General features: G+C 62.8%; 26 protein-coding genes and 2 tRNA genes. 10 read left to right on the top strand and 18 right to left on the bottom strand.

The window, feature by feature from the left end:
* Nucleotides 1-117 precede the first annotated feature (117 nt).
* From KJP28_RS10445 to ypfJ, 4 genes are all read right to left on the bottom strand, one after another.
* Complete coding sequence (locus tag KJP28_RS10445) at nucleotides 118-7,299, bottom strand: Ig-like domain-containing protein (RefSeq protein WP_218392484.1); 7,182 nt, start codon at nucleotides 7,297-7,299, stop codon at nucleotides 118-120.
* 1 nt (nucleotide 7,300) lies between these two features.
* A complete protein-coding gene (locus KJP28_RS10440; protein WP_218392483.1) occupies nucleotides 7,301-7,585 on the bottom strand; it encodes a hypothetical protein in 285 nt (94 codons plus the stop codon).
* Nucleotides 7,586-8,259: 674 nt separating this feature from the next.
* Nucleotides 8,260-8,345, bottom strand: a tRNA-Leu gene (locus KJP28_RS10435).
* A 42-nt stretch (nucleotides 8,346-8,387) separates the two neighbouring features.
* Entirely contained in the window at nucleotides 8,388-9,230 is an 843-nt protein-coding gene (ypfJ, locus tag KJP28_RS10430) for a KPN_02809 family neutral zinc metallopeptidase (protein ID WP_218392482.1), read from the bottom strand.
* Between the two features lie 119 nt (nucleotides 9,231-9,349).
* On the opposite strand from ypfJ, the gene KJP28_RS10425 reads away from it, so the two are divergent.
* Together KJP28_RS10425 and KJP28_RS10420 are read left to right on the top strand one after the other, a co-directional pair.
* A complete protein-coding gene (locus KJP28_RS10425; protein ID WP_218392481.1) occupies nucleotides 9,350-9,928 on the top strand; it encodes a YqaA family protein in 579 nt (192 codons plus the stop codon).
* A 5-nt stretch (nucleotides 9,929-9,933) separates the two neighbouring features.
* Nucleotides 9,934-10,395 carry a disulfide bond formation protein B gene (locus KJP28_RS10420; RefSeq protein ID WP_218392857.1) on the top strand — a complete coding sequence of 154 codons (462 nt, stop codon included), beginning with the start codon at nucleotides 9,934-9,936 and terminating at the stop codon, nucleotides 10,393-10,395.
* 1 nt (nucleotide 10,396) lies between these two features.
* Here the strand turns inward: KJP28_RS10420 and KJP28_RS10415 are convergent, their stop codons facing one another.
* Nucleotides 10,397-11,143 (bottom strand): RNA methyltransferase, encoded by a 747-nt coding sequence (locus tag KJP28_RS10415; protein ID WP_218392480.1) that lies wholly within the window; start codon nucleotides 11,141-11,143, stop codon nucleotides 10,397-10,399.
* Between the two features lie 46 nt (nucleotides 11,144-11,189).
* Here KJP28_RS10415 and KJP28_RS10410 point away from each other — a divergent pair, with 46 nt between their 5' ends.
* Both KJP28_RS10410 and KJP28_RS10405 read left to right on the top strand, forming a co-directional pair.
* Nucleotides 11,190-11,528 (top strand): TfoX/Sxy family protein, encoded by a 339-nt coding sequence (locus tag KJP28_RS10410; RefSeq protein ID WP_218392479.1) that lies wholly within the window; start codon nucleotides 11,190-11,192, stop codon nucleotides 11,526-11,528.
* A 53-nt stretch (nucleotides 11,529-11,581) separates the two neighbouring features.
* Nucleotides 11,582-12,202 carry a thiamine phosphate synthase gene (locus KJP28_RS10405; RefSeq protein WP_218392478.1) on the top strand — a complete coding sequence of 207 codons (621 nt, stop codon included), beginning with the start codon at nucleotides 11,582-11,584 and terminating at the stop codon, nucleotides 12,200-12,202.
* 3 nt (nucleotides 12,203-12,205) lie between these two features.
* On the opposite strand, the gene olsA is transcribed toward KJP28_RS10405, so the two are convergent.
* The 3 genes from olsA to KJP28_RS10390 form a co-directional block, all read right to left on the bottom strand.
* Nucleotides 12,206-13,051 (bottom strand): lyso-ornithine lipid O-acyltransferase, encoded by an 846-nt coding sequence (gene olsA / locus KJP28_RS10400; protein WP_218392477.1) that lies wholly within the window; start codon nucleotides 13,049-13,051, stop codon nucleotides 12,206-12,208.
* Entirely contained in the window at nucleotides 13,048-13,833 is a 786-nt protein-coding gene (gene olsB, locus KJP28_RS10395) for an L-ornithine N(alpha)-acyltransferase (RefSeq protein ID WP_218392476.1), read from the bottom strand. Before olsB ends, olsA begins: the two co-directional genes overlap by 4 nt.
* A gap of 120 nt (nucleotides 13,834-13,953) precedes the next feature.
* Nucleotides 13,954-14,139, bottom strand: coding sequence for a DUF3553 domain-containing protein (locus KJP28_RS10390; protein WP_218392475.1), 186 nt, complete (start codon nucleotides 14,137-14,139; stop codon nucleotides 13,954-13,956).
* Nucleotides 14,140-14,172: 33 nt separating this feature from the next.
* Between KJP28_RS10390 and KJP28_RS10385 the strand changes: the two genes are divergently transcribed.
* Nucleotides 14,173-14,763: a histidine phosphotransferase family protein gene (locus KJP28_RS10385; protein ID WP_218392474.1), complete on the top strand. Its 591-nt coding sequence runs from the start codon at nucleotides 14,173-14,175 to the stop codon at nucleotides 14,761-14,763.
* A 36-nt stretch (nucleotides 14,764-14,799) separates the two neighbouring features.
* On the opposite strand, the gene KJP28_RS10380 is transcribed toward KJP28_RS10385, so the two are convergent.
* From KJP28_RS10380 to KJP28_RS10345, 8 genes are all read right to left on the bottom strand, one after another.
* Complete coding sequence (locus KJP28_RS10380) at nucleotides 14,800-16,053, bottom strand: glutamate-5-semialdehyde dehydrogenase (RefSeq protein ID WP_218392473.1); 1,254 nt, start codon at nucleotides 16,051-16,053, stop codon at nucleotides 14,800-14,802.
* A gap of 70 nt (nucleotides 16,054-16,123) precedes the next feature.
* Nucleotides 16,124-17,053 (bottom strand): hypothetical protein, encoded by a 930-nt coding sequence (locus KJP28_RS10375; protein ID WP_218392472.1) that lies wholly within the window; start codon nucleotides 17,051-17,053, stop codon nucleotides 16,124-16,126.
* A 119-nt stretch (nucleotides 17,054-17,172) separates the two neighbouring features.
* Nucleotides 17,173-18,285, bottom strand: a complete 1,113-nt coding sequence (gene proB, locus KJP28_RS10370; protein ID WP_218392471.1) for a glutamate 5-kinase — start codon at nucleotides 18,283-18,285, stop codon at nucleotides 17,173-17,175.
* Nucleotides 18,273-19,322, bottom strand: a complete 1,050-nt coding sequence (gene obgE, locus KJP28_RS10365; protein ID WP_218392470.1) for a GTPase ObgE — start codon at nucleotides 19,320-19,322, stop codon at nucleotides 18,273-18,275. Before obgE ends, proB begins: the two co-directional genes overlap by 13 nt.
* 102 nt (nucleotides 19,323-19,424) lie before the next feature.
* Complete coding sequence (locus KJP28_RS10360; protein ID WP_218392856.1) at nucleotides 19,425-19,970, bottom strand: GNAT family N-acetyltransferase; 546 nt, start codon at nucleotides 19,968-19,970, stop codon at nucleotides 19,425-19,427.
* Between the two features lie 183 nt (nucleotides 19,971-20,153).
* Nucleotides 20,154-20,423, bottom strand: coding sequence for a 50S ribosomal protein L27 (gene rpmA, locus KJP28_RS10355; RefSeq protein ID WP_218392469.1), 270 nt, complete (start codon nucleotides 20,421-20,423; stop codon nucleotides 20,154-20,156).
* Nucleotides 20,424-20,445: 22 nt separating this feature from the next.
* On the bottom strand, nucleotides 20,446-21,114 hold the full coding sequence (locus KJP28_RS10350; RefSeq protein WP_218392468.1) for a 50S ribosomal protein L21: 669 nt from the start codon (nucleotides 21,112-21,114) through the stop codon (nucleotides 20,446-20,448).
* Between the two features lie 283 nt (nucleotides 21,115-21,397).
* Nucleotides 21,398-22,231 (bottom strand): hypothetical protein, encoded by an 834-nt coding sequence (locus tag KJP28_RS10345; protein WP_218392467.1) that lies wholly within the window; start codon nucleotides 22,229-22,231, stop codon nucleotides 21,398-21,400.
* Between the two features lie 186 nt (nucleotides 22,232-22,417).
* On the opposite strand from KJP28_RS10345, the gene KJP28_RS10340 reads away from it, so the two are divergent.
* The 3 genes from KJP28_RS10340 to msrB all read left to right on the top strand — a co-directional run bounded on the left by KJP28_RS10340 (nucleotide 22,418) and on the right by msrB (nucleotide 23,571).
* A tRNA-Ser gene (locus tag KJP28_RS10340) sits at nucleotides 22,418-22,507 on the top strand.
* Nucleotides 22,508-22,617: 110 nt separating this feature from the next.
* Nucleotides 22,618-23,046: a MarR family winged helix-turn-helix transcriptional regulator gene (locus KJP28_RS10335; RefSeq protein ID WP_218392466.1), complete on the top strand. Its 429-nt coding sequence runs from the start codon at nucleotides 22,618-22,620 to the stop codon at nucleotides 23,044-23,046.
* Between the two features lie 84 nt (nucleotides 23,047-23,130).
* Complete coding sequence (gene msrB, locus KJP28_RS10330; protein WP_218392465.1) at nucleotides 23,131-23,571, top strand: peptide-methionine (R)-S-oxide reductase MsrB; 441 nt, start codon at nucleotides 23,131-23,133, stop codon at nucleotides 23,569-23,571.
* Nucleotides 23,572-23,584: 13 nt separating this feature from the next.
* Here the strand turns inward: msrB and KJP28_RS10325 are convergent, their stop codons facing one another.
* Together KJP28_RS10325 and KJP28_RS10320 are read right to left on the bottom strand one after the other, a co-directional pair.
* On the bottom strand, nucleotides 23,585-24,298 hold the full coding sequence (locus KJP28_RS10325; protein WP_218392464.1) for an RlmE family RNA methyltransferase: 714 nt from the start codon (nucleotides 24,296-24,298) through the stop codon (nucleotides 23,585-23,587).
* 3 nt (nucleotides 24,299-24,301) lie between these two features.
* Complete coding sequence (locus tag KJP28_RS10320) at nucleotides 24,302-25,414, bottom strand: Ppx/GppA phosphatase family protein (RefSeq protein WP_218392463.1); 1,113 nt, start codon at nucleotides 25,412-25,414, stop codon at nucleotides 24,302-24,304.
* Nucleotides 25,415-25,622: 208 nt separating this feature from the next.
* Between KJP28_RS10320 and KJP28_RS10315 the strand changes: the two genes are divergently transcribed.
* Together KJP28_RS10315 and KJP28_RS10310 are read left to right on the top strand one after the other, a co-directional pair.
* The gene (locus KJP28_RS10315) at nucleotides 25,623-25,928 is read left to right on the top strand and encodes a virulence factor (RefSeq protein ID WP_218392462.1); all 306 of its coding nucleotides are present in this window, start codon (nucleotides 25,623-25,625) and stop codon (nucleotides 25,926-25,928) included.
* Between the two features lie 10 nt (nucleotides 25,929-25,938).
* Nucleotides 25,939-26,994, top strand: coding sequence for a methyltetrahydrofolate cobalamin methyltransferase (locus KJP28_RS10310; RefSeq protein ID WP_218392461.1), 1,056 nt, complete (start codon nucleotides 25,939-25,941; stop codon nucleotides 26,992-26,994).
* The last annotated feature ends 5 nt before the right edge of the window (nucleotides 26,995-26,999 follow it).

Genomic DNA, 26,999 nt, shown 5'->3' with positions numbered 1-26,999 from the left:
GGCCGCCTTTCAATCTGAAACGACCCAGTCGGGTGCAGGCGTCGCACGCCCGGGGGCAGCCCCTCCCCTTTCAGGTTGGATCGTCCGGCGAAGCTCATGCTCCGCCGGGCCGCTGCATTACTTTCTCAGACCACGGGCCAGCATTTGGGCTTCGTGTTTCTTCAGGATACGGCGGGCCGAGGTGAAGTCCTCGATCCCTTCGCGTGTTTCGAGTTCCGGGAAGAGCTCGAACAATTCCTGACGCTGCGCGTTGCCGATCCCGGCCAGCGAGTAATCGCCCGGCTGGAAGCTTTCAGACCACGTGCCATCCGAGAGCACCACTTCGTGGTGATCGAAGAGGAAGTGGATGTAGTTCACCTCCCGCACATCCACGGTCATGACGCCCTTGTTGTCGACGAGGTGCTTGGCCGAGGCCAGAACCTCACGCTCGTCGAAATAGAGGGTGGTCTGATCGTTGGCGACCAGCATCCGGTGGTTCGGCGACACCATCATGTCGCGCTCCGGAAGTCCGTGACCGAGGCTTCCCGCCTTGATCAGAACCGGCTTGAGGTGCTGGCTCTGGTTCAGGCTGCGCCAATCCATCGTCTTGGACCCGATCCAGCGGATCTCCTGGATGCCGTTGTCACGGGTGATGACACGGTCGCCTTCGCGCAGTCTTTCGACCGGCACTTCGCCACGGGGCGTGGCAATGAGCGTGCCCGGCGTGAAGCACGGCACGATTTCCTCGATGTTGTAGAACTCCATCGTCCCGGTCGAGTTGCCGTCCTCGTCGAAGAATTCGACGACGCCGTTCTCGGGGTTGTCGGCGCTGAGATCGACCTTGAGCGAACCGCCCGTCGGAGCGGACCCGATGAGGTTGAGCGTATCCCAGTCGTCGCCGCCTTCGCCGCCGTCGACCGTGTCGCCCTGACCGAAGTTGACGAAGGTATCGCGATCATCGCCGCCCTCGCCTGTGTCGACGCCATCGTCTTCGACACCCGGCAGGATGCCGTCGCCCGCGTCGATGTAGTCGTTGCCCTTGCCGCCGATGAGAACGTCGTTGCCGAGGCCACCGTAGATCATGTCGTCGTCGATGCCGCCGTCGATGGTGTCATCGCCTTCGTCACCGTAGAGGACATCGTCGTCGTCCTGACCGTAGATCGTGTCGTTGCCTTCGCCACCGTGGATGGTGTCGATGCCGTTCTCCGGTCGCGGATCGAGGAAGGTCGGGATCGGGCTGTCCGGATCGTTGTCGTCCGCATCGCCGTAATCGTCGACAGGGTTGGCATCATCCTCGATGTTGAGAAGATCGTCCTCGTCCGGGCCGAGACCGCCCCAGATCACATCGTCGCCGTCGCCGCCGTCGATGTCGTCCGAGCCATGCCCGCCGATGATGAAGTCGTCACCCGTACCACCGTCGATGTCGTCGTCGTCGAGACCGCCGTCAATCGTATCGTCGCCGGAACCGCCGTCGATCACATCGGCATCGTCGCCGGTGTAAATCGTGTCGTTTCCAGCACCGCCATCGACCACGTCCTTGTCGTCATTCGGATCGTCGTCGAGGGGAACGAGGTCGGCCGGCGTCAAGGGCGCGAAGGGCCAGTTGTCCACGGTCTCGCCCGGCGTGAAGCCGTAGTCGGAGGCCGGGTTGGTGCCGGACGTGTCGATGACGTCATCGCCGTTCCCGCCGTCGACCACATCGTTCCCGTCGCCACCATAAACGGTGTCGTCACCGTCGCCCGCGTCGACGTCATCATCGCCTTCACCGGCATAGATGATGTCGTCGCCGTTTCCGGCTTCGATCTCGTCATCGCCATCATAGGCCTCGATGATGTCGTCTTCGCTGCCCACCGGCGGGAAGATCGAGTCTCCGGCATCGACCATGTCGCCTTCCGGGTCGCCGGTGTAGCTCGTGTCGATGACGTCGTCACCGTCGGAGCCTTCGACGATGCCGTCATTGACCATGATTGTGACCGTCGCCGTGTCGGTGAGACCGTCTTCGTCCGTGATCGTGTATTCGATCGTCGCCGGACCGGTGAAGTCGGTCGCCGGCGTGAAGGTGATCGTTCCATCCGGGTTGATCTCGACCGTGCCATCCGGCGAAGTCGCCGTCGTGACGTCGAGCGCGGCATCTTCGCCATCCGGGTCGATGTCGTTCAGAAGGACCGGAATCACCACCGCCGTGTTGATCGGCGTGCGCCCTTCATCATCGCCCGCGATCGGGGGAAGATCCTCGCCCCCGCCCATGCAGACCTCGATCGTCACGGTCGCCGTATCGGTGGCGCCGAATTCATCCGTCACCGTGTAGGTGAAGGTATCGGTTCCGGTGTAGCCGTCTTCTGGCGCGTAATTCACCGTCCCATCCGGCTGAAGTTCGGCGGTTCCGTGGCTTGGCGTCCCGACCTCCGTCACCGAGAAGTCGTCGCCTTCCGGGTCGCTGTCGTTCTCGATCACGTTGATGTTGATGAACTCCACATCCGGGTCGATCGAATACGTGTCGTCCACCGCATCCACACTGTTCGGTTCGACGTCGGGTTCGACCACGATGGTCACGGTCGCGACATCGGTGCCACCGTTGCCGTCGGACACCGTGTAGTCGAACGTATCGGTCCCGTCGAAACCGGGGTCAGGCGTGTAGGTCAGCGTCCCGTCCGGGTTTTCGCTCACGGTGCCGTTCGACGGTTCGGTGGTGTCGATAATGTCCAGCGGATCGCCATCGACGTCCTCGTCGTTATCGCGCGGATCGAAGGTCACCGCAGTGTCTTCATCCGTGGTGACCGCATCGTCATTGGCATCCGGCGCATCGTTGACCGGCTCGATGTTGACCGTGACCGTGGCCGTATCCGTGGCCCCGTTCTCATCGGTGATCGTGTATTCGAACGTATCCGTCCCGTTGAAATCCGGGTTCGGCGTGTATTCGATCGTGCCGTCGGGCAGAAGCGTTGCGGTGCCGTTGGACGGCGTGCCGACCGCCGTCACCTCGAAGTCGTCACCGTCCGGGTCGCTGTCGTTCGCGGTGACGTCGATGATCACCGAGACATCCTCGTCGGTGTCGGCGGTATCGTCTTTGGCCGCCAGCTCATTGACCGGGTCCACCGTGATGGTCACGGTCGCAATATCGGTCGCCCCGTTTTCATCCGTCACTGTGTAGTCGAACGTGTCGGTGCCGTAGAAATCCGGGTTCGGCGTGTATTCCACCGTCCCGTCGGGAAGCAGCACGGCCGTGCCGTTCGACGGCGTCCCGACATCCGTCACCTCCAGATCGTCACCTTCCGGGTCGGAATCGTTGGCCAGGACATCCACGATGATCGACGTGTCTTCATCCGTCGAAGCCGCATCGTCCACCGCATCCGGCGCGTCGTTCACCGCGCCCACGCCGATGGTGATGGTCGCTGTGTCCGTCGCCCCGTTGCCGTCGGTGATCGTGTAGGTGATCTCCGCCGCCCCGGTGAAATCGTCCGCCGGGGTGAAGGTCATCTCGCCCGTCTCCGGGTCGAAGGTCACGCTGCCCTGCGCCGGGTCCACGTCCGCCGACAGGATGTCGAGGTCGTCGCCGTCCGGGTCGCTGTCGTTGTCCAGCGGGTTGAAGGTGATCGGCGTGTCCTCGTCGGTGGTCAGGCTGTCGTCCACCGCGTCCGGCGCGTCGTTCACGCCGGTGATCGTCACCGTCACGCTCGCCACGTCGGTCCCGCCGTTGCCGTCGGTCACAGTGTAGGTGAAGGTGTCGGTCGCCGTCTCGCCCTCCGCGAGGCCCTCGTAGGCTCCGTTCGGGTCGTAGACCACGCTGTCGTCGTCCGGGTTCACGGTCACAGTCCCGTTGGTTCCGGTCGTGTCGACCGAGAGGATCTCCAGGTCGTCGCCGTCGGGATCGCTGTCGTTTCCTGTCAGGTCGATCGTGACCGGGCTGTCCTCGTCCGTCGCAGCCGCGTCGTCGACCGCATCCGGCGTATCGTTCACCGCGCCCACACCGATGGTGATGGTCGCCGTGTCCGTCGCCCCGTTGCCGTCGGTGATCGTGTAGGTGATCTCCGCCGCCCCGGTGAAGTCGTCCGCCGGGGTGAAGGTCATCTCGCCCGTCTCCGGGTCGAAGGCCACGCTGCCCTGCGCCGGGTCCACGTCCGCCGACAGGATGTCGAGGTCGTCGCCGTCCGGGTCGCTGTCGTTGTCCAGCGGGTTGAAGGTAATCGGCGTGTCCTCGTCGGTGGTCAGGCTGTCGTCCACCGCGTCCGGCGCGTCGTTCACGCCGGTGATCGTCACCGTCACGCTCGCCACGTCGGTCCCGCCGTTGCCGTCGGTCACCGTGTAGGTGAAGGTGTCGGTTGCCGTCTCGCCCTCCGCGAGGCCCTCGTAGGCCCCATTCGGGTCATAGACCACGCTGTCGTCGTCCGGGTTCACGGTCACGACCCCGTTGGTCCCGGTCGTGTCGACCGAGAGGATCTCGAGGTCGTCGCCGTCGGGATCGCTGTCGTTCGCCGTCAGGTCGATCGTGACCGGGCTGTCCTCGTCCGTCGCGGCTGCGTCGTCCACCGCGTCCGGCGCATCGTTCACGTTGGTGACATTGATGGTCACGGTCGCTGTATCGGTGCCGCCCTGACCATCCGAAATGGTGTAGGTGAAGGTATCGGTGCCGGTGAAGTCGTCGTTCGGCTCATAGGACGCGGTCCCGTCCGGGTTCAGTGTCGCGGTCCCGTTCGTGGCCGGGCCGACACCGATCACCTCGAGCGGGTCGCCGTCTGCGTCGCTGTCGTTGGCCAGGACCGGGATCACGGTCGCAGGGGAATCCTCATCGAGCGTGACGGTATCGTCCATCGCATCGGGATCGACGTTCTGGACATCGGTGATGATCTCTTCGATCTGGCTGAAGGTCAGGATTTCGCCGTTCGAGAAGGTCACGGTGCCGGTGATTGCGCCCGCGTCGCTGGCATCATCCGAGGAGTCGATGGTCACGCGGCCCGCGCCGGTGAGGTCGAGCACGTCGTGGTCGGTGTTCTCGTCCGGACCGTTGCCGCCGGTGACGATATCGCCATCGGCATCGGCGCCGCCCGTGACGATGAAGGTATCGTCCCCGCCTTCGCCATACATCGTGTCGGACCCCGCGCCACCGGTGATCGTATCGTCGCCCTCGTCGTCCGGGACGCACGTCCCTGCGGTGGTGTCGAAGAAGACGTCGGTGATGTTGATGCCGGAATTGTCGTAGCCGTTCTGATCGTGAACGATGACGATTTTCGACACCGGGCCGGCGATTTCGACGTGGAGCGAGTAATTGGCAGAGCTGTCGGACTCATACCCGCCCTTGCTGTCCGCCGTATCGACACCGAACTTACCGTCCGTGTCGAGCATGGTCAGCTTGGAGCCGCCGGTCAGGTCGATGTCGATCTGGTTGCCGTCAGCGTCATAGGCTTTGACGGTGACGACACCGTCGCCGTCTATGTCATTGATGCGGAAGTCGACGTTTTCGACCGGGGCCGCGAAATCGAACTGGTATGTGGAGTCGTTGTGTTTGCCCCCCGCTTCGGACCCGAACGAGCTGTTATCGTTGATGGTTTCGCCGCCAGTGTCGATGCCCGAGACATTCTGGTCGTCGGTCTCGAAGACGGACTTCACCCCGGAATCCTCATGTACAACCGTGAAGGTGACGTCCATGTTGCCGGTGTTTTGCGTGACGTTGCCAGCGTCCTGATCGTTGCCGAAGCCGGGTGCTTTCGACCATTCGAAGGATTCGCGAATGGTTTCTGCCGGGGCGCCGTCGACGAGGCCATGATCGCCATAAAGGACGTCGTCATCCGCGCCGCCGTCGATGATATCGTCGCCGCCTTCGCCGTAGATCGTGTCTTCGCCTTCACCGCCGAGAAGCGTGTCGTTGCCTGCGGCATCCGGCAGGCAATCATCGTCGAACACGCCGCTGTCGAAATAGACGTCGGTGATCTGGACGTGGCTCGTGTCGTTTCCGACGATGTCGTGTTTCACATAGATCGTATCGACCGGGCCGGCGATGGAAACGAGGACGGAATTCTGGTCCGCGGTCGCGGCGGCGTCGCCGCCCGTCGCGGTCGCGGTGTCGCCGGACACGGAAACCTTGGACCCGCCGGTCAGGTCGACGTCCACCGGCACGCCATCGAGATAGGCATAAACCGTGACGGAGGAGTCCACGTCCACGTCATTGATCCGGAAAGCGACGTTCGACACGTCCTGATCGAACGCCAGCTTCACCTTCGCGTCGTCGTATTTGTCGTCGCCTTCAAGCGCGAGGCCGGAGGACTGATCGGCCGCGCCAAGGTCGCCGGTGTCGATGCCCGAGACATTGCCTGCGTTGTCCTCGAACTCGATGTCGGCGTCATGCTTCGAGTAGTAGACGGAATAGGTGACATTCACAGTGCCGGTGTTCTGGGTAAACGACCCATCGGCATCCGTCTCATCTCCATATCCGGGGGCCTGATCCCATTGGAACACCTCCCGGGTCGACCCGGCGTCGCCGTTGCGCGTTTCGCTGTCGCCCCGGATCAGGTCGTCGCCACTGCCGCCTTCAACGTAATCGTCGCCGGCCCCGGCATAGACTTCGTCATTCCCGGCGCCCGCGAGCACCGTGTCGTCGCCGCCCATCGCGTAGACGATATCGTCATCGCCGCTTTCGCCCGGCAGGATCGCGTCGTTGGCGTCGATACGGTCGCCATGGGGATCACCTGTGTAATTCACGTCGATCAGGTCGCCGTCGTCATCGTTTTCCACGATCCCGTCAGGTTCGATCTCGGGCGTGTGAACCGCGTTGAAACCCATGTCGGTGATCTTGATTTCGCCGGATTCGTTGTCCGAAGAGCCGTTGTCGTGGACGATAACGATCTTTGACACCGGACCCGCGACCTTCACGGTGACGTTGTCTTTCGTCGAGCCGCCCGACGTGCCTCCATCCGGGTTCGCGCCGCCTTCGACCATGCTGCCGCTCTGGGAAATGCCCGAACCGCTCTGGATATCGAAGTCGACGTCCACGAGGTTGCCGTGTTCGTCGTAGGCAAGGATCGTGACCTTGTCGTCCCAGTCATGGCCCTGGTCGACATCTTCGATCTGGAAATTCACATCGGTGACCAGGGTGCCGAAATCCACGATCGTCTGCGTGGCGTTCGTTACATCGTCGGACACGAGCTTGCCGCCCGACAACGCAAACTGGTCGTGATCCCCGTTCTTGGGTGTCGAAACAGTGACGGACACGTTCGGGTCGCCCTTTGCCGACGCCAGAGAAGCGCCGCCATCGGATCCCCTCAGGTCCCAGTCGAGGATGTAATCGCCGACCGGCGTCCAGGGCGAGGTCGTGTTTTGGTAAGTCATGTCACTGTTTCCCTTGCAAAAATCCGTGACGGGCAGAGGTCATGTTGACCGCGTCACGGGTAAAGGTTTCGGCCACGGCCGCGATGCGGCGGGTCGCGATATCGCTCATTACGCTTGGCTGGATCAGAGAAACGCAGAATGCCGCCGCGAACGTCGCGACGACACACAGGTCAAGATCGAACAAAGACACCATGTCTTTTATGCCCCTTGCTTCAGCGTTCGTTCCTTTCCAGGTTCGAGCGACACCGAATGACGAAAGGGCGGCGCACACCTGATCAGAACGCAAACACCAAACCGGGAAGAGCGAACCGCTAAGGGTTCGACGGACCTGCGGCCATCAGGAACCCCCCGGTTCCATCGACCATCAGTCCGGTTGCCCAACTATCGCACGGACAGTCGGCCGACACCTCTACCCTGCGTTGAATCGCAGTTCTCGTGTGCGGCCGCCCCCGTGGCCTTCAGACATCGCCCCCCAGTTGGGCAAGTTGACCCTACATCAGTGGTTTTTCGCCGACAAAAGGATTCTAGGGGAATCGACCACAGTTTCGCCTTATTTACCTTACCCTACGGCAGGTTGCCCGAAGGCGGCCTGCGAGAACCCCCGCGCGATTGTTTCGAGATTCCCGTCCAATCCGACTGCGACAAAACCAACGCTTGACGCTGAAGCGATGCCACACAGGGTCCGCGAGGGTCTTTCGCAGGTCAGGCACAGGGAATTCCGCACGTCGAGGTAGTTTTTGTTTCGTGTGCGGAAACAATTCGTCTGCCCCCGGACCAAGTGCAAAACCTGTGATATCTCCCGCCGACCGCGCCCGAGTCGGACCGCAGCGTTCGCATTTTTGAACCAATCGCGTGGATTCGGGGAAACCTTGGACGAATCGAATGAGAAACGGATTGCAGCGCTCCCGAATCGCGTTTGGTGTGAACGCGCGCGGCGCGTCTGATGCAATTCGCCTGATGTGGTGCCCGAGGTGGGACTCGAACCCACACGGTATTGCTACCGGGGGATTTTGAATCCCCTGCGTCTACCATTCCGCCACTCGGGCACGACGCTTGCTCTAGCCTCGCTGGTCGCGGAGGTCAACGGATCACAGCGCGTCGGTGCCGAAGGTATCGCAACTTCTCAGGTCGCCGCTCTCGTATCCCGTCGCGAACCAGCGTTGCCGCTGCTCGGATGTGCCGTGTGTGAACTTGTGGGGCATCGGCACCTGCCCTGCGTTTCGCAGGAGCGTGTCGTCGCCGATCTGCTTGGCGGCGTTCATCGCCTCGGCAATGTCGCCGCGCTCGAGGGTTCCGAATTTCTCTTCGACATGTCGAGCCCAGATGCCGGAGTAACAATCCGCCTGAAGCTCGATCCGCACGGAAATGGCGTTCGACTGTTCCTGTGACGATTGCATCCGGATCTGGTTGGCCTGCCCCAGAATGCCCAGCTCGTCCTGAACGTGGTGCGCGACTTCATGTGCCACCACATAGGCCGCCGCGAAATCCCCGCCCGCGCCGAGCCGTTGGGACAAGGTCGTGAAGAACGACGTGTCGAGATAGACCTTGTTGTCGCCGGGGCAATAGAACGGCCCGGTCGCGCCGGATGCGCCGCCGCAGGGCGATTGCGTCACGCCTTTGTAGAGAACGAGGATGGGCGGATTGTACGGCCCGTCCACCTGCCGCGCGAAGATGTCGGCCCAGACCTCTTCGGTGTCGGCGAGCACGACCGACACGAATTCACCCGCCTGCTCATCCGCTGCCGTAATTTCGCCGTCGCCGGAATAGGTGGAGTCGCCCTGCCCGGTCAAAAGTGGGGTCACGTCGATCCCGGTGAAGTAGCCGATCGCCAGAATGATCAGCAGCCCGCCGATCCCGATACTGGCACGCCCCCCGCCACCACGCCTGCGGTCCTCTATGTTGCGGCTGCCGCGCCGTCCTTGCCATTTCATGTCACGCGCCTCGCGTTTCCGTTCACACACAGATTACTCCGTCGGCGCGCCCGGTCCACTGCAATCACTTGACCCCTTCGGGCGTTTCGGTGTTCTTGGGCAAAAAACAAGGGTCGGGCATGATCAGAAGATTGTATGATTGGACCATTTCGCTTGCGGCATCGCCGCACGCGCTTTGGGGTCTTGCGCTGATCGCGTTTCTCGAAAGCTCGGTTTTCCCGATCCCACCCGACATCCTGATGATCCCGATGATCATCGCCACACCGCATCGCGCTTTCCTGATCGCGGGCGTGGCTCTGGTGTCGTCGGTGCTGGGCGGGATGCTCGGCTACTTCATCGGATGGGGCGCTTTCGAGAGCATCGGGCGGCCCGTGCTCGAGTTCTACGGAAAGACCCATGCGTTCGACGACTTCGCGGCCCGATACAACGAATTCGGGCCCTGGGCGGTCCTGATCGCGGGCGTCACGCCATTTCCCTACAAGGTCATCACCATCCTGTCGGGGTCGACGGGTCTGAACATCTGGGTCTTCATGATCTCGTCGATCGTCGCGCGCGGTCTGCGCTTCTTTGTCGTCGCCGGGCTTCTGTGGAAGTTCGGAGAGCCGATCCGCGACTTCATCGAACGCCGTCTCGCCCTGATGTTCACGATCTTCGTCGTCCTGCTCGTCGCGGGCTTTTACGTGGTGAAATACCTATGACCCGGATGAGCTGGAAAACCCTGGTCCTGATCGCGTTGGGCGGTTCCGCTGCCCTGCTTGCCGGTGCCTTCATTTTTCAGGCGCTCGGATACGCGCCCTGCAAGATGTGCTACTGGCAGAGGTACCCGCACGCCGCTGCGGTCCTGATCGGCGGCCTCGCGCTCGGGCTATCCCAGAAATGGCTCGCATGGCTCGGCGCGCTTGCGGCCGCAGTGACCTCGGGGATCGGTGTCTACCACTCCGGCGTCGAACGTGACCTTTGGGAGGGGCCGTCAAGTTGCACGGGCAGCGGCACGACCGGGCTGTCGACCGACGAATTGCTCGACCAGATCATGAACGCCCCGCTGGTGCGCTGCGACGAGATCCCGTGGGAGATGTTCGGCGTCACGATGGCGAACCTGAACGCGCTTTTCTCGGCGGGCCTTGTGGTCGTCTGGATCATGGCGGCGCGGGCGAGCCGCACCTGACCTAGCCCAGCTTGCGGAACACCTGCCGCAACATGCCGTGAAGCATCTGAACGTCAGCGCGCGTCAGCGCGAGCCGCGTCCACATGTTCCGCATGACGATCTTCATGCCGGCGGCCTTGGTCTCGGGGAAGAAATAGCCGACCTCGTCGAGCCGCTCTTCGTAATGCTTCGCCAGCGCTTCAACTTCGACCTGCGTCGCGAACTCGGTCTTGGCGAGGCTCATCACGTCATGGTCGTAATCGAGCGTCTGGCGGCCGTATTCGTAAGCCGTCAAAAGCACGGATTGGGCGAGGTTCAGCGAGGCGAAGTCCGGGTTGACCGGCACCGTGATAATCGCGTTGGCCCTTGAAACATCGTGATTTTCCAGCCCCGCGCGCTCCGGCCCGAAGAGCACCGCGACCTTCTTGCCCTCCGCCCGCATGGCCCGTGCCTCGGCCATGGCGCGTTCTGGGGTGCGCACCGGTTTCGCCAGCTCGCGCGAGCGGGCGGTGGTCGCATAGACGTAGTCGCAATCGGCGATCGCGTCGGGGAGGTCGTCGAACACCCCTGCCCCGTCGAGCACGCGCCCGGCCCCGGACGCCATCGCGACGGCCTTCTGGTTCGGCCAGCCGTCACGCGGATCGACGAGCCGCATCCGCTCCAACCCGAAATTCAGCATCGCGCGCGCCGCCGCGCCGATGTTCTCGCCCATCTGCGGTCGCACCAGCACGAAGGTCGGCTGGGGTCCGTTTGCATCTTCGTCCAACATGGCGCCCGTGTTAATCTGAGCGGGTCAGAGCGGCAAGGAGGATCGCATGGCAGTTGACGAAGGCGAGGCCGAGCTTCTCCGTGCGGACCTTGCAGGAGAACCCGGGATCACGGAACAGGCGATGTTCGGCGGCCTGTGTTTCCTGCGCGACGGCAACATGATTGGCGGTGTACGCCGCGCCTCGGAGGGCGGTGCGCTCATGCGGGTGGGCAAGGAACGGATGGCGGAGGCCCTAGCGCTCGACGGTGTGACGCCGATGATGATGGGCAAGCGCAAGATGGGCGGCTTCGTCGCGGTCACGAGCGAGGCATTGGCGGATGATGCGCTACGCCGCCGGCTTCTGGACATGGCACTCGCCTTCACCGCCAACTTGCCAGCAAAGTAGCCATTCCCGCCAAACACTTGTAGAAAGTCGCGACTCGCAACCGGGGACGCGACATGGCCGATACAGAACTTCCGCAGCTCTACCTCGTGACACCGCCGCAATTCGAATTGTCGGTGTTTCCCGATCAGCTTTCGCGCGTGCTGGACGCGACCGAGGTCGCCTGTCTGCGGCTCGAACTTGCGACGCGCGACGAAGACACGATCGCCCGCGCGGCCGATGCTTGCCGCGAAGTGGCCCATGCCCGCGACATCGCGCTTGTGATCGCGGATCACCTTCTGCTGGTCGAAAAGCTCGGGCTGGACGGGGTGCACTTCACCGATGGCGCGCGACAGGTGCGCAAGGCCCGCAAGGAGCTTGGGAACGACCCGATTGTCGGCGCGTTTTGCGGGACATCGAACCATGACGGGATGATCGCCGGCGAACAGGGCGCGGATTACATCGCCTTCGGACCTGTCGGGGAAAGCAATCTCGGCACGGGCGCTGTCGCCGAGCGCGACCTTTTCGCATGGTGGAGCGAGATGATCGAGGTCCCCGTGGTGGCCGAAGGCGGTCTGACCGAAGCACTCGTGCGCGACCTGACCTCGGTCACGGATTTTTTCTGTTTCGGAGACGAGGTCTGGGGCGAAGACGACCCTGTCGCCGCCCTCAGCGCGCTTGCGTCTGCCCGAAGCTGAGGATCACGGGCGCGGCGCGTCGGTGCCCAGAGCCGACAACAACGGGCCGCGCACGGCGGTTTCGAGGTGAGCCGCCAACATCTTCCGGTTCGCGAAATCCGCGACCTGGACCGGATCGTGATAGACGAGTTCCACCCATCCCTGCGGGCGCGCGGCCAGAACGGCGGCCAGGTGCGGACCAAGGTCCATGTCCCCCCACCACCCGAAGAACCGGGCGTCACGGCCCGTCGGAGCATGATAGACAACACTGACCGGCTGTATGCGCATCGTCTCACGCAGGGCTGGCTCAAAGAACGCCGCAAAAAGCGTTGTTTTGAAAGGCAAAACGCGTTTGCTGTCGGTCGAGGTGCCTTCGGGAAAGAACAGGAGCCTGTGACCGAGTGCCAGGCGGCTGCGGAACAGTTCGACCTGTGCGCCCGCTTCTCGGCGATTGCGCGCGATAAAAACGGTTCCGGTGACTCGGGCGAGCCAGCCGATGCCCGGCCAGTCGCGCACCTCCGCCTTCGAGACAAAATAGATGCGTTTCGGCGCGTTCAGCACGAGGATGTCGAGCCATGACGAATGGTTCGCCACCACCGCACCCGCCCCCTTCATCGGGGTGCCGCGGAGCCGAAGTTTGATCCCCATGGAGGCAAGGCACAGGCGACAGACGACGCGCGTGATGGTTGGGGTGACAGGCCGCCCCTCGCCCGCCGCGATGCGCTCGATCGGACGTAGCACAAGCGTCAGGATCAGCCCGATGAGCAACGTCACGACGACCGGCACGCCGCGCAGGACGACCAATGGCCAGCCGAATAACCCGACGGAATGGTCGGGCGGGCGGCTTCCGTCATCCCAGGTCTCGCTCACCCGCGCGCCTCCCGCGCGGCGAGTTTTTCATACATGGCACGCTGTTTCGCAGGCACGAGGTCCATGTCCACGATGATGCAGACGTCCGAAGTGTTGAACGGTTCGTCGATGAACACCCCGTCGCCGATCACGCCACCCAGACGCAGATAGGCTTTGATGAGCGCGGGCATCGCCTTCATCGCGGCCTTTTCGTCGATCGCCTCTTTCGGCATCAGGTCGGCGGACCGATAGAACCTGTCGAGCACGCGGGTTCGCAGCGCCCTGGGCGCGAGATGAGAGTGATGCAGATGGGAAAGCGGTTCGCGAATACGGTCGAGATCCGTTCCGTGAAAGCTCGCCACTCCGAACATCACGTCGATATCATGCGCACTGGAATAGTTCAGCAAACCGACCCAGAGTTGGGCCAAAGCAGCCCCGCCTCGGTAATCCTTGTGAACGCAGGAGCGCCCGAGTTCGAGCAGCTTGCGGCCCGAATTTTTCAGCGGTGTGAGGTCGTATTCGCTTTCGGTGTAATACCTGCCGAGTCCTGCCGCTTGGTCGTCGCGCATGACCCGGTAGGCACCGACCGCCTGTTCGCCGTCCGGTCGGGTGCGATCATATAGGATCAGGTGATCGAAATATGCGTCGAAATCATCGCGTTCGAGGCGCTTTTCGTGGTCGACATCGACGCCGTCACCGCCAAGTTCTTCGACGAAAACCGCGTATCTGAGCCGTTGCGCATCCTCGACTTCGGCCCCGGTCGCCGCCACCCGCAGTTCGTATTTCGGCCGGGTCCCCGACATCGGCTAAATGCTCCCTTTTGACAGGGTTTATGGATTGAAACTGCCATTTGCAACAGCACCGTGCATCGGGTTTTTGACACACCTATAGGTTGTGTATATTAATCTGTCACGCGCAAGGCGCTAGTCGACGTCGTACACAGGCTCCAGCGCGACATTGGAGATATCTATGACACGTTTCCCCGCGTTCTCGAAATTCACGGTCACTTTGCCGCCAATGTTCGATTGGACCTGTCCAAGGCCCCAGTCCGGTTGGGTCGGTAGCCGGACCAACTGGCCGGGTTCGAGCAGGGAAGACAGGGGATCCATCGCAGCTTTCCTTTCACATGAGGCGGGCCCGACATGAGCGAGGCGCCCGATATCGTCGCTCTCGTCGGGTCGCGTATCTGTCACGATCTGGCCAGTCCACTGGGGGCCATTGGCAACGGGCTCGAGCTTATGACGCTCTCCGGGGTCGAGGAAACCCCCGAGATGGCACTTGTGAACGAAAGCCTGAAGGGTGCGCGCGGGCGCATCGCGTTTTTCAGGATTGCGTTCGGGTCGGCGCACGACGGTGACATTGTGCGCGCCGGCGAGATGGCCGAGGCGCTGTCGGCGCTTGGGGCGCGGAAACTCGCGATGGATTGGCGGCTTTCGGGCGACATGCCGCGCCGCGACGCGAAACTCGTGCTTTTGGCGGTGAATTGTCTTGAAACGTCTATGCCGTTCGGTGGGCGCATCTCTGTGACGTCGGCCGACGGTCGGTTCCTTGCGACGGGTGCGGCAGAATGTTTCAACGTCGACGATCAGGCATGGGCGGTGATGGGCGGTGGGCCAACCACGGACATCACGCCCGCGCAGGTGCAATTCGCGCTGTTGGCGGAAGAGATCGCCCGCCAGAACCGTCGGCTGGATCACACGAGCGACGCCGGTCAGATCACCTTGCGGTTCTGACCCTTCCGAGCACGGATACACGACATCGGTGGAGCGTCAGGGGCGCGCCGTTCCGTCGCCCTCGACGATATACTTGAAGCTGGTGAGTTGCTCGGCACCGACCGGGCCGCGCGCGTGCATCTTGCCGGTTGCGATCCCGATCTCGGCCCCCATGCCGAACTCGCCACCATCGGCGAACTGGGTCGAGGCGTTGCGCATGAGGATCGCGCTGTCGATCCGCTCGAAGAACCGCGCGGCGGCGGCATCGTCTTCGGTCATGATCGCATCCGTGTGTGACGAGGAATAGGTGCGGATATGGTCGATGGCCGCATCGAGGTCGTCCACAACCTTCGCGGCGATGATGCTGTCGAGATACTCGGTTCCCCAGTCGTCATCGGTCGCCGCGACGGATCCGCGCAACCCCTCGCCCGCACGCACTTCGACCCCGGCCTCCATGAGCGCGTCGATCACCGCCTGACCCAGCTCCATCGCGTCTTTGTGGACCAACAGGCATTCGGCTGCGCCGCAAATGCCAGTGCGACGGGTCTTGGCGTTCAGCACGACGTCCATGGTCTTTTGGGGATCAGCCGCCTTGTCGATATAGACATGAACGATGCCCTCGAGATGAGCGAAGACCGGCACGCGCGCCTCGCGTTGAACGAGGCCCACGAGCCCCTTGCCTCCACGCGGGACGATCACGTCGACGTAATCGGTCATTGTCAGGAGTTCGCGCACCGCCTCGCGGTCGCGGGTCGGCACGCGTTGTATCGCGGTTTCGGGAAGGCCGGCAGCTTTCAGCCCCTCGACGAGACAGGCATGAATCGCGCCCGAGGAATGGAAACTCTCGGAGCCGCCGCGCAGAATCACTGCGTTGCCCGACTTGAGGCACAGCGCACCTGCATCCGCCGTCACGTTGGGCCGACTTTCGTAGATCACGCCGACCACGCCGAGGGGCGTGCGGACGCGCTTGATGTGCAAACCGGAGGGGCGGTCCCATTCCGACAGAACGGCGCCCACGGGATCGGGCTGCGCCGCAACGGCGCGCAAACCATCGACGATGCCCTGAATTCGGCCTTCGTCCAGAAGCAGGCGATCCATCATCGCGTCGGTCAGACCCTTGTCGCGCCCAAAGGCGAGGTCTTTCTCGTTGGCAGCGATGATCTCGGCCCGATTGGCCCAGACGGCGTCCGCCGCAGCTTCGAGCGCGCGGGTTTTGGCTTCGGCAGGCGCAAAGGCGAGTTCCTGCGCGGCGGCCTTGGCGTTCTGACCAAGCTCCTGCATCAGGGCGGAGATGTTTTCTGCGTCTTTCATCGAAGCCTCCTTCTGGCTGGAGCTTAGATAAGACGGGCGAAGCACAAGGTCAAAGGAAAGGCAGCCGCGCCTAGCGGTTCCAGTCGTCGCGAACGGTGCAACTGAGCTGAAGACCGTCGCGACACAGCTGATTCAGAGTGCTGCGCGCGGCCCCGGACGTCACGCGAGGGTTCTTGCCATATCCGCCTAGGACCGCGCCAAAATGACAGGCCGGGACATAGCCCCTGACGCAAAGATCGCCGAGATCACCCGATGCGGCGTTGTAGTCCTTGTCGAGCATCGCGGCCCGAACGGCGCGCCCCATGACGGGTTGCCCGCATTCGTCGAAACTGTTGGAGATGTCCCGGATTTTCCCGCGCTGCTCGTCGTCGTAGTCGTCCGTCAGCATGACGTTCAGCGTCACGTATTCCAGCGCGGCGTCGCATTTCGCCTGAACCAATTCCGAACGTCTGTCCCTGAGCCCAGCGAGTTCAGCGTCAAGTCCGATGGACGCAACGCACTTGTCGTAAAGCGCCGGGACGTCCGCGAACCCGCTCACCGGCAAAGATATCTTGCCGCCATCTGGCAAACGGTCGCTTAGCACCTCGACGGTGTCGGTCTTGCCAAGCGCGGTCAGCAGGCGCGCGTTGTTGGCGTCGTCTTTGGCTGGAAAGACCAGTGAAATCCGGTTCTCGCTGAACACCGTAGGCACCGAGATGCCGCCGCGACCGACAAGTTCCAGCCGGGCGAGTTCAACCTCCCGCTCAAGGGACCAGCTCTTGTTGATGACGACCAGTGCGTGACGGTCGTCATCGTTGAAATTCGATTCGAAGAACAGGGTAAAAGGCGCCTCGGTGCGCCCAACGACACACTCTGTCTTGTCTTCCGTCGGGAAGACCTGCCACCCGTTCTTGCCGGTCTGGGACCAGCCCGGCCCGGCCACGAAGATCAGCACGGCGGACAGTATGACGGCCAGCGTCAGAAGAGACGGCGTGGCGGGGGAAAAGGCTCCAGGACGCATGGTTCGCGCCTCCAAATGGATGTCTCGAATGCAGGAAGCATGACACATCCGGGCCGAAATCCAAAGATCGTTGGAAGGAACCTACGCGTCGGGGCGCAAGGCCGAACCCGAAGTGCGGTCTAGAGCGCCATGTCGTCACGATGGATGAGTGCGGCGCGACCGGGATAACCCAGTGTTTGCTCGATCTCCGCCGATCGCTTGCCGATCAGAAGTCGCGCTTCGTCAGAGGTATAGCGTGTCAGGCCCGCGCCGACATGCGACCCGTCAGGGCCGACCAGTTCGACCGCTTCACCGCGTCCGAACCGACCGGCGACCCCGGTGATCCCGGCGGGGAGGAGCGATTTTCCCCGCCCCAGTGCGCCGACCGCACCTGCGTCGAGCGTGATGACCCCCTTCGGCTTCATCGCACCGATCCAGTGCTTGCGCGCGGCTGCCGGGTCTTCCCTTGCGATGAATACGCTGGCACGCTCGCCGTTCTCGAGCGCTGTGAGCGGGTTTGCGCGGCTGCCTTCGGTGATGATCAGGCTGCACCCGGCCGCCATCGCGGTCTGGGCGGCCAGGAGTTTGGTCTTCATGCCGCCCTTGGACAGGCCGGTTCCGGCGTCCCCGGCCTGCGCCATAAGGGCAGCGGTGATTTCCTCGATGACCGGGATGTGGCGAGCGTCGGGGTCGAGTTTCGGATTGCCTGAGTAGAAGCCATCCACGTCGGACAGGAGCACGGTCATGTCCGCGCCGACGGTCACGGCCACTTGCGCGGCAAGCCGATCGTTGTCGCCATATCGGATTTCGTCGGTCGCGATCGTGTCGTTTTCGTTCACGATAGGCACCACGCCAAGCGAAAGGAGCGTGGCGAGCGTGGCGCGCGAATTGAGGTAGCGGCGGCGATCCGCGCTGTCCTCGAGCGTCACGAGCACCTGCGCCGTGGTGATACCGAGCGGTGCGAGGACTTCTTCGTAAGCCCGCGCGAGCCTGATCTGGCCGACAGCGGCGGCCGCCTGACTTTGTTCCAACGACAACCCACCGGCAGGCAGGCCCAGAACGCCGCGCCCGAGTGCGATCGACCCTGACGAGACGATGACAACATCCGCACCGCGTGATTTGAGCCGCGCCACGTCAGCGGCGAGCCCCGCGAGCCAGTCGGATTTCAATGCCCCGGTGACAGTATCGACCAGCAGCGCCGATCCGATTTTCACGACGATCCGGCGCGCGTCGGAGAGCGTCAGGGTTGCCACGACCCGCTCTCCTCTTCGTCGCCGCCTTCGGCCTTCTTGCGGCGGTAACGTTCCGCCCCGATCTCGGCCTTGAGCGCGCGCAGGACTTGCGTCACGCCCTCTTTGGCAACACCTGACATCTCGTAAACCGTGCCGCCAGACGCCTGTTCGAGTGCTGCGCGTTTTTCGTCGCGCTCTTCGTCCAGAAGCGCGTCGACCTTGTTCAGCACCGTCACGCGGGTCTTGTCGCCCAGAATGTCGCCGTAATTCCCGACCTCGTGGATGATGGTGCGATAGTCGGCCACGACGTCCTCGGATGTGCCGTCGATGAGATGCAGGAGCACCGCGCAGCGTTCGACATGGCCAAGGAACTGATCGCCAAGCCCCCGACCCTCATGCGCACCTTCGATAAGGCCCGGAATATCGGCCACGACGAATTCGACATTGTCGACGCCGACAACGCCGAGATTGGGCGCGAGCGTGGTGAAGGGGTAATCCGCAATCTTGGGTCGCGCGTTCGAGGTTGCGGCGAGGAAGGTGGACTTGCCCGCGTTCGGCAGGCCCAGAAGACCCACGTCCGCGATCAGTTTCAGCCGGAGCCAGATCGTGCGCTCGACGCCCGCCTGCCCCGGATTGGCGTGACGGGGTGCCTGATTGGTGGCGGTCTTGAAGTGGAGGTTGCCGAAACCACCGTTCCCACCCTTCGCGATGACGAGGCGTTCGCCGACTTCGGTCAGATCGGCGAGGACCGTTTCGCCATCTTCCTCCAGCACTTCGGTGCCGACGGGAACGCGCAGAACGATGTCGTCGCCCGACTTGCCGGTGCGTTGGTTGCCCATTCCGGGCTGGCCGTTCTTGGCGAAGAAATGCTGCTGGTAGCGGAAGTCGATCAGCGTGTTCAGCCCTTCGACGACTTCGATCACCACATCGCCGCCACGCCCGCCGTCACCGCCGTCCGGGCCGCCGTATTCGATATACTTCTCCCGGCGGAACGAGATGCATCCGTTCCCGCCGCTTCCCGAGCGGATGTAGACCTTGGCGAGATCGAGGAATTTCATGGCGTTGCCTTCGTCGTTTGGGCCGTGGGTATTGCGAAATGCGCCCCGGCTCAAGATGAAAGGCGTTGCGCCGCCTTCCGCCGGGAAAGTCGGGCAAAGGCGTCAGCCCATCCTTCGCAGATAGGTCCAGGTCGGGATCGTCGCGTTGCGCGCGACCGAGAAGGCCTCGGCGTCGCCGACGTATTCGAAGCCGGCATTGGTCAGGACGCGCGCGGAGTTCGGGTTATCTTGAAACACCGCCGCGAACAGGGTCGCATCGCCAAGCGGATTGGCCGCGACGAGCGCCTGAACCGCTTCTGATGCGATCCCGGTATTCCAGAACGGTGGTGCCACCCAGTATCCCAACTGGCTCTGGTTGCGGTCCATCCGCGTCAAGCTGATCACGCCGAGCACTTCATGGCCGTTCGCGGCCTCACCATCGGCGGAGCCGTCCATCACCCACACGTCTTCGATCCGGTCATCGGAAAGCGCCCGCGACACGAATGCCTCGGTCACGCCCGGGGCCAGCGGGTGGGGTATCGACCGGGTTTCCTCGGCGACGCGTCGGTCGCCGGAATAATGACTGAGGAGCCCCACGTCGCTCATTTTAGGTTGCCTGAGAACGAAACGTCCTGCTTCGATCAATGCCTGATCGGTCTTCAATTCCATTTCAATCGTCACTCGCTTCCCTCCTCGAAAGCGGCCTCCTGGAAATATGTATGAACGAATTGGTTCAACCCCAAGAGGTCCCTGATAGTTTCGGACGAGACGGCCTCCCCGCTTCTCGCCCGAAACGAGAAAGGGGACCGGCCTGCGCCGATCCCCCTTCATATCGTCTTGCCGGGTGTCGGCTTATTCAGCGGCTTCCGCCTCCGGGAGCACCGATACGAAGGTGCGGCCCTTGAGGCCTTTGGAAAAGTTCACGCGACCGTCAGTCAGGGCGAACAGGGTGTGATCCTTGCCCATGCCCACGTTCTCGCCGGCCCAGACCTTGGTGCCGCGCTGACGCACGATGATGTTGCCGGCGATCACTTCCTGACCACCGAATTTCTTCACACCAAGGCGGCGACCAGCAGAGTCGCGACCGTTCCGGGAGCTACCACCAGCTTTTTTATGTGCCATCTCGCTCTCTCCTTATCTCGACTTACTTCGCCAGTTTCTTGGCTTGTTCAACCCAGCCTTCACGCTCGATGCGGCCTTTGAAGCTCAGCTTCTCGTCCATCTCTGCGATATCGGCATCGGTCCATGCGGCGATCTGTGCGAAGGTGGTCACGCCAGCTTCGTGCAGTTTCTTCTCAAGCGCCGGACCCACGCCCGACAGTTCCTTGAGGTCATCGCCATCGGATTTCGCGGCCTTCTTGGGAGCGGCCTTCTTCTCTTCGGCTTTCGCCTCGGTCTTGGCTTCGGCTTTCTTCGGCGCGGCTTTCTTGGCCGGTTTCGCCGCCGAAGCGGCCTCAGCCGTCACCGAACCTGCACCAATCGCGGCTTTGACGCCCGACTTGTCGGCACCCTTTTCGAGGATGTCGGTGATGCGAAGCAGCGTGAGCTGCTGACGGTGGCCTTTCTTGCGCTGCGAGCCGTGCTTACGGCGACGCTTCACGAAGTGGATGAGCTTTTCACCCTTGATCTGGTCGATGACCTCGGCCTGCACGCCGGCACCGGCCACGAGGGGCGTGCCGAGGGTCGAGCCGACCATGAGAACATCGTTGAACTGGATCTTGTCGCCGGCTTCTGCTGCCAGCTTTTCCACGCGGAGCACGTCGCCCGCCTGGACTTTGTATTGCTTGCCGCCGGTCTTCATGACTGCGAACATGGGCTTATCCTTTTTTCCCCGCGTCCTGTGGCCCCGGTCATCCGGCGTTTCGCGGGGTCGCCCCCGGCCTCGAACAGCGCGCCCTCGTGTGGGCGAGATTTCATAGCGATTCTTCCCGAGGCGAGCCTTCCCGCCACGAGAGCCGCGTGTATCGCGGCAAAGCGGCTTCAAGTCAAGGAAAACCATGTCGTCGTTGACGGGACAGTGATATGCCTTTTTTCCAAGGCGTCGGGATGGGGGAAGAGGCCCATTGCGACGATGACCGACCTCGCGGTCCCCTGCCCTAGATGTCGGTCTGTGGCGACAACTCGGCCAGACGGCTTGCAAGCGTCTCATACCGATCGCCCATCACCTGAAACTGGATCCCGTTCAGGATCTCATAGACCTGCTGCATGTCGGGGTCTTCGAGCGCTTCGCGATATGCGACGATCTCCTCGTCGGAAAAGTCCTTGTAGACTGCCGCCGCCGACAGAACGGAACTCGCCTCGACCGTTTCGCGAAGGCGAGGCACCTGCTCCTCGAGGATTTCGCGAAGCTCAGCCTCGGAAAACTGGATATCGGCCGCCCCGGCGTCCATCGCCGCCATGAGATAGCGCACCTGAATTTCGACGATTGCCTTCACCGAGCTTTCCGCCCCGCCGATCGCCTCATTCATGCGTTGGAATTCCTCCAGCCGTGCCGGGTTTTCTTCCGCCAGTCGCGTCACGATCATTTCACCTTCGGCAAGCTGCTCCTGATCGTCGCGTGTCTGCGCAGCATTCTCGGCCTCGACCAACCGCACACCAAGGGGCGTGTCGTAAAACTCGATCCCGTGTTCGACCAGATCCTGCGGCATGATCGCTTCCATCATGTCCAGCGTCTGCTCGATCATCGCGTCGGGTTCGAAGACGTCTTCGGCGAGCCGCACCCATTCGCTTCCAAAGGCGTCCGGGTCCGACCCGGCGATGGAGGGGCCATTCATGGCCCCCTGCTGCATCGACGTGATCGCGACATCGAATCCGGTCACTTCGAGGAACTCACGGGACTGGTCACGATCTGCGGCGACCGCGACGGCGGCACCGAAGCAAAGCGCAGCGACAGCGACGGCGGCACCGGTCATCAGGCGTTCGAACTTCATTCTGGCCTCCAGGTCGTTTGGCATCTGTGGCGAACCTAAGCGCGATAACCGCTGCCCTCAAGGAAACCTCTCGTGAATGTAAGCTTGCGAGCGACACCTCGCGTAGCGCCAGTATTCCGCTTCGCTCCAAAAAAGAGGTTGCGTCCCCCCGCCCCCTTTATTACATCGCCCGTCACAGACCCCCGCGGAGAGGTGCCGGAGTGGTCGAACGGGGCGGTCTCGAAAACCGTTGTGGGTGCAAGCCCACCCAGGGTTCGAATCCCTGTCTCTCCGCCACTATCCCCCCGGATATGCGCTTTCTTTTGCTCGAAGCCCCTGTGCCCCGAGCTTGCAAGCGGGTCATTTGATATGTATGCATATTTTATGACGCGACTGGTGGAGGTTGCATGGAACTCTTCGGGATGCCCGGCCATCTGATCCGACGGATGCAGCAACATTCGGCGCAAGTGTTCAAGTCGAAGTGTCAGGCGGCCGGATTCGACCTCACATCCGTTCAATTCGCGGCCCTCGATGCGCTCTTCCACAATCCAGGCATCGACCAGGCGCGTCTGGCAGAGATCATCGCTTATGATCGGGCAACCATCGGTGGGGTCGTGGAACGGCTGGAGCGAAAGGGGCTCGTGCGCCGGGACGTGAGCAAAACGGACCGTCGCGCCCGAGTGCTCGCCATGACCCCGGAAGGCGCGGACCTGTACGCGAGAATGCGCCCGGTCGTCGAGGCATTGCAGGCGGATATTCTCGAGCAATTGTCAGAAGACGAACGCCAAACGTTCCTGTCGCTGTCACGCAAGGCGCTCGGTGGGGCGAACCTGTAACCGAACTCGCCGTGTCGTGACGGAGGCGGGTCTTACATTTTTTCCGCCCGCATCACATCTTGGACCCAGACCAAGGAGGACAGGATGACGAAATACGAAAAGAACCCCGATGTCGTGGCCGCATTGGACGAGATGCAATTCTTCGTCACCCAGCAATCGGGCACGGAACGCCCCGGCACGGGCGAATACCTCGACAACAAGGAGCGCGGGATCTACGTCGATATCGTGTCCGGAGAACCGCTGTTCGCATCGTCCGACAAATACGAGAGCGGTTGTGGATGGCCCAGTTTCACCAAGCCGATCGAGCCTGCGCATGTGAACGAGCTTCAGGATACGAGCCACGGCATGATCCGCACCGAAGTTCGTTCGACCCATGGCGACAGCCACCTCGGCCATGTGTTCCCGGACGGGCCGCAGGATCGCGGCGGGCTGCGCTATTGCATCAATTCGGCCGCGCTTCGTTTCATTCCGATCGAAGATATGGAAGCCGAAGGCTATGGCGACTACGTCGATCAGGTTGGGTGAGGCCGACTGGCGACTAGCCGCGAAAGCCCGTCGCAACGACGAATTTCTCGGACGAATCCGACCGGCTCGCGGGCGGTTTGACGTTGGCGACCTTCTCGAACTTCTGTTTCAGGAGCTTCTGAAGATCGCCCTCCGCGCCGCCTGCCAGCACTTTGGCGACGAAGGTCCCGCCCTCTTCCAGCACGTCAAAGGCAAAATACGCAGCGGTTTCGCCGAGCGCGATGATCCGCAGGTGGTCGGTCTGCTTGTGGCCTGACGAAGCCGCCGCCATGTCGGACATCACCACGTCCGCCTTGCCGCCCAGCCATTCCTTCACCTTGTCGTCCGCGCCGTCTTCCATGAAGTCCAGCTGGTGCGCCTCGGCCCCGGCCACAGGCTCGACCTCCTGAAGGTCGACGCCCAGAACGGTGCCGACCGCCTTGCCCTTTTTCTCGCCGAGCGCATTGACCCGCTCGACCGCAACCTGAAGCCAGCCGCCGGGCGCACAACCCAGGTCCACGACCCGCGCGCCGGGCACGAGGAAGCGATACTTGTCGTCAATCTCGAGGATTTTGAACGCAGCCCGGCCACGGTAGCCTTCGTCGCGGGCGCGTTTCACATACGGGTCGTTCAACTGCCGTTCGAGCCAGCGGGTCGATGACAGCTTTCTTCCACGGGCGGTCTTCACCTTCACCCGCAAATCACGCTGCCCCCGGCCGGAGGTGTTTTTTCCCGGTTTCTTCGCCATCTTTCAGTAAGGTCCGTCTTCCAGCACGCCGTCCGACGACATCTGCGCGTAGAGCAACCCTTCGCGCAACCCCCGATCCGCCACGGAAAGCCTGTCGGTGGGCCACACCCGCAGAAGCGCCTGAAGGATCGCCGCGCCGGACATGATAAGCGCCTGACGGTCCTTGCCGATGCGCGGATCGCGGCGGCGGCCCTCGGGACCGGCGGCGAGGTAGCCGCGAATGACCTTGTCGATCTGGTCGGATGTCATGCGAAGACCGTCGACCTTGTTGCGATCATATCGCCTGAGACCCAGATGGGTCGCGGCAACGGTCGTGACGGTGCCTGAGGTGCCGATGATCTGGAACCCTTCGCGCGCCTGCTCCTGATGAAACGGCGAGAAATTCCCGAGCTGTTCCTCGAAGAACCAGCTCATGAGCGCGAACCGCGCCGAATCGTCGTCGACATCATCGAATTGTTCACGCAGCGTCGCGACGCCGAGCGGGACCGAGATCCAATCCACGACCTTCGCAGCGGGAAAGGGGCCCGGGTCGCCCTTGAACCCCTTGTGCAATCGCATGATCGCCTTTTGCCGGTCGCGCGGCGCGACCTGGGCGACGTCGATCCAGACCAGCTCGGTCGATCCGCCGCCGATATCGACGACCAGCAATTGTTCGGTTTTCTGGCTGACGAGCGGCGCACATGAGATCACCGCGAGCCGCGCCTCTTCCTCCGGCTTGATGATTTCGAGCTTGAGCCCGGTCTCCCGGCTCACGAACCGCATGAAATCGCGCGAATTGGTCGCACGCCGGCAGGCTTCGGTCGCCACCAGCCGCATCCGGCTTACATCATGCTTCTGCAATTTCCGCTCGCAGATCTTCAGCGCCTGGACGGTGCGCGCCATGGATGCGCGAGACAGGCGACCGGAACCGGACAGGCCCTGTCCGAGTTGGACTGACTTGGAGAAGCTGTCAACGACATGAAACTGGTTGCCCTTTGGTTGGGCAATCAGCATGCGGCAACTGTTCGTGCCTAGATCCAGCGCGGCATAGAGGCTGTCTGGATCCGGTTTGACCGGCGCGGGCTGCTCGACCGCTTTCGGGAACGCGCCCGCACCTTCGGGACGCTTGGGCGCCATGACTATCGCCCTTCCATATCGAGTTGCACTCAGGGTAATGCGCCCCCCGCATGGTGGCAAGCTTCGTGATCGCTCATGGAGATAGTGAGGAACTTTCATCCCCCCGCCGGTGGCCCCGAAGCCGCTCCGCCGTTATCACGTTTGCAGAGGTCGTAAATGGCATATCGGCCTGCGCGCGATCAGGTAGCAAAGGCAAAACGGAGAAGTCATGGCTCAGGTCACAATCGTCTATTGGCGCGACATTCCCGCGCAGGTCATCGTCGGGCGCGGACGCCGCGCGGCGAAACACCCCCTGCCCGAGCGGTTCGAGCAGGCGATAGACCGCGCTGCGATGGTGTCCGGCATGGCCGGAACGGACGATTATCTTTCGGAATGGCGACGCGCCGAGCCCTTCGAGATCGACGGAGAAGACGCGGACGTCGCCGCCGCCGAGGCCGCCCGGATCGAGGCCGAATACGACACCGAGCGACTGAAAACGCTGATTTCAAACAAAGGGCGCGAAAGCGCCGGATAAAGGACAGAGAATGACACGCACCATCCTGGAAAGCGCCTCCAAGACCGTCACCATCGGCTTTGACGAACCATTCTGCGTCATCGGCGAGCGGATCAACCCCACGGGCCGCAAGAAGCTGGCGGCGGAACTCGAGGCGGGCGATTACTCCACGGTCGAGCGGGACGCGGTCGCCCAGGTCGCCTGCGGCGCCACGGTGCTCGATGTGAACGCGGGCGTCGTCTATAACTCGAACCCCAACCCGAACGAGACCGAGCCGCCGCTCATGACGGATCTTATCAATCTCGTTCAGGGCCTCGTGGATGTGCCGCTCTGTATCGACAGCTCGGTTCCCGCCGCATTGGAAGCGGGGCTAAAGGCCGCGCAGGGCCGCCCGCTGGTCAACTCCGTGACGGGCGAGGAGGAGCGGATGGATTTCGTTCTCCCGCTCGTCGCAAAATACAAAGTGCCCGTGGTGGCGATCTCGAACGACGACACCGGAATTTCCGAAGACCCGGATGTCCGTTTCGCGGTGGCCAAGTCGATCGTCGAGCGCGCTGCCGATTTCGGCATTCCCGCCCATGACATCGTCGTCGACCCGTTGGTCATGCCGATCGGCGCCATGGCGACGGCGGGCAAGCAGGTGTTCACGCTTGTGCGCCGGTTGCGAGACGAACTCGGCGTGAACACGACCTGCGGTGCGTCCAACATCTCCTTCGGCTTGCCCAACCGTCACGGGATCAACAACGCCTTTCTGCCCATGGCCGCAGCCGCCGGCATGACCTCGGCAATCATGAACCCGCTCGCCCTGCCCGTCCCGGCCTCGAAAATCGCGGAAAAGCGCGCCGAAGTCGAAGCCGCCGGGATCGTCCTGCCCGAACGTATGGACGACGAGACCTTCGTCACCATGTTCGGCCTCGGCTCGACCCAATACAAGCCGGGCAAGGAGATGGAAGCCATCCGCGCGGCCAACCTGCTGCTCGATGCCGATGCACATGGCGCGGACTGGATCGCCTTCAACTCCGCCGATCAGAGCGCAGCAGGCGGCGCGAGAGGTGGTCGCCGCGGAGGACGCCGTCGCCGCGGCTGATGTCT

The organism is Maritimibacter dapengensis (genome assembly GCF_019218265.1).
Lineage (GTDB): Bacteria > Pseudomonadota > Alphaproteobacteria > Rhodobacterales > Rhodobacteraceae > Maritimibacter > Maritimibacter dapengensis.
The sequence above is the reverse complement of the archived record's forward strand: the minus strand, read 5'-3'. Positions and strand labels throughout refer to the sequence as shown.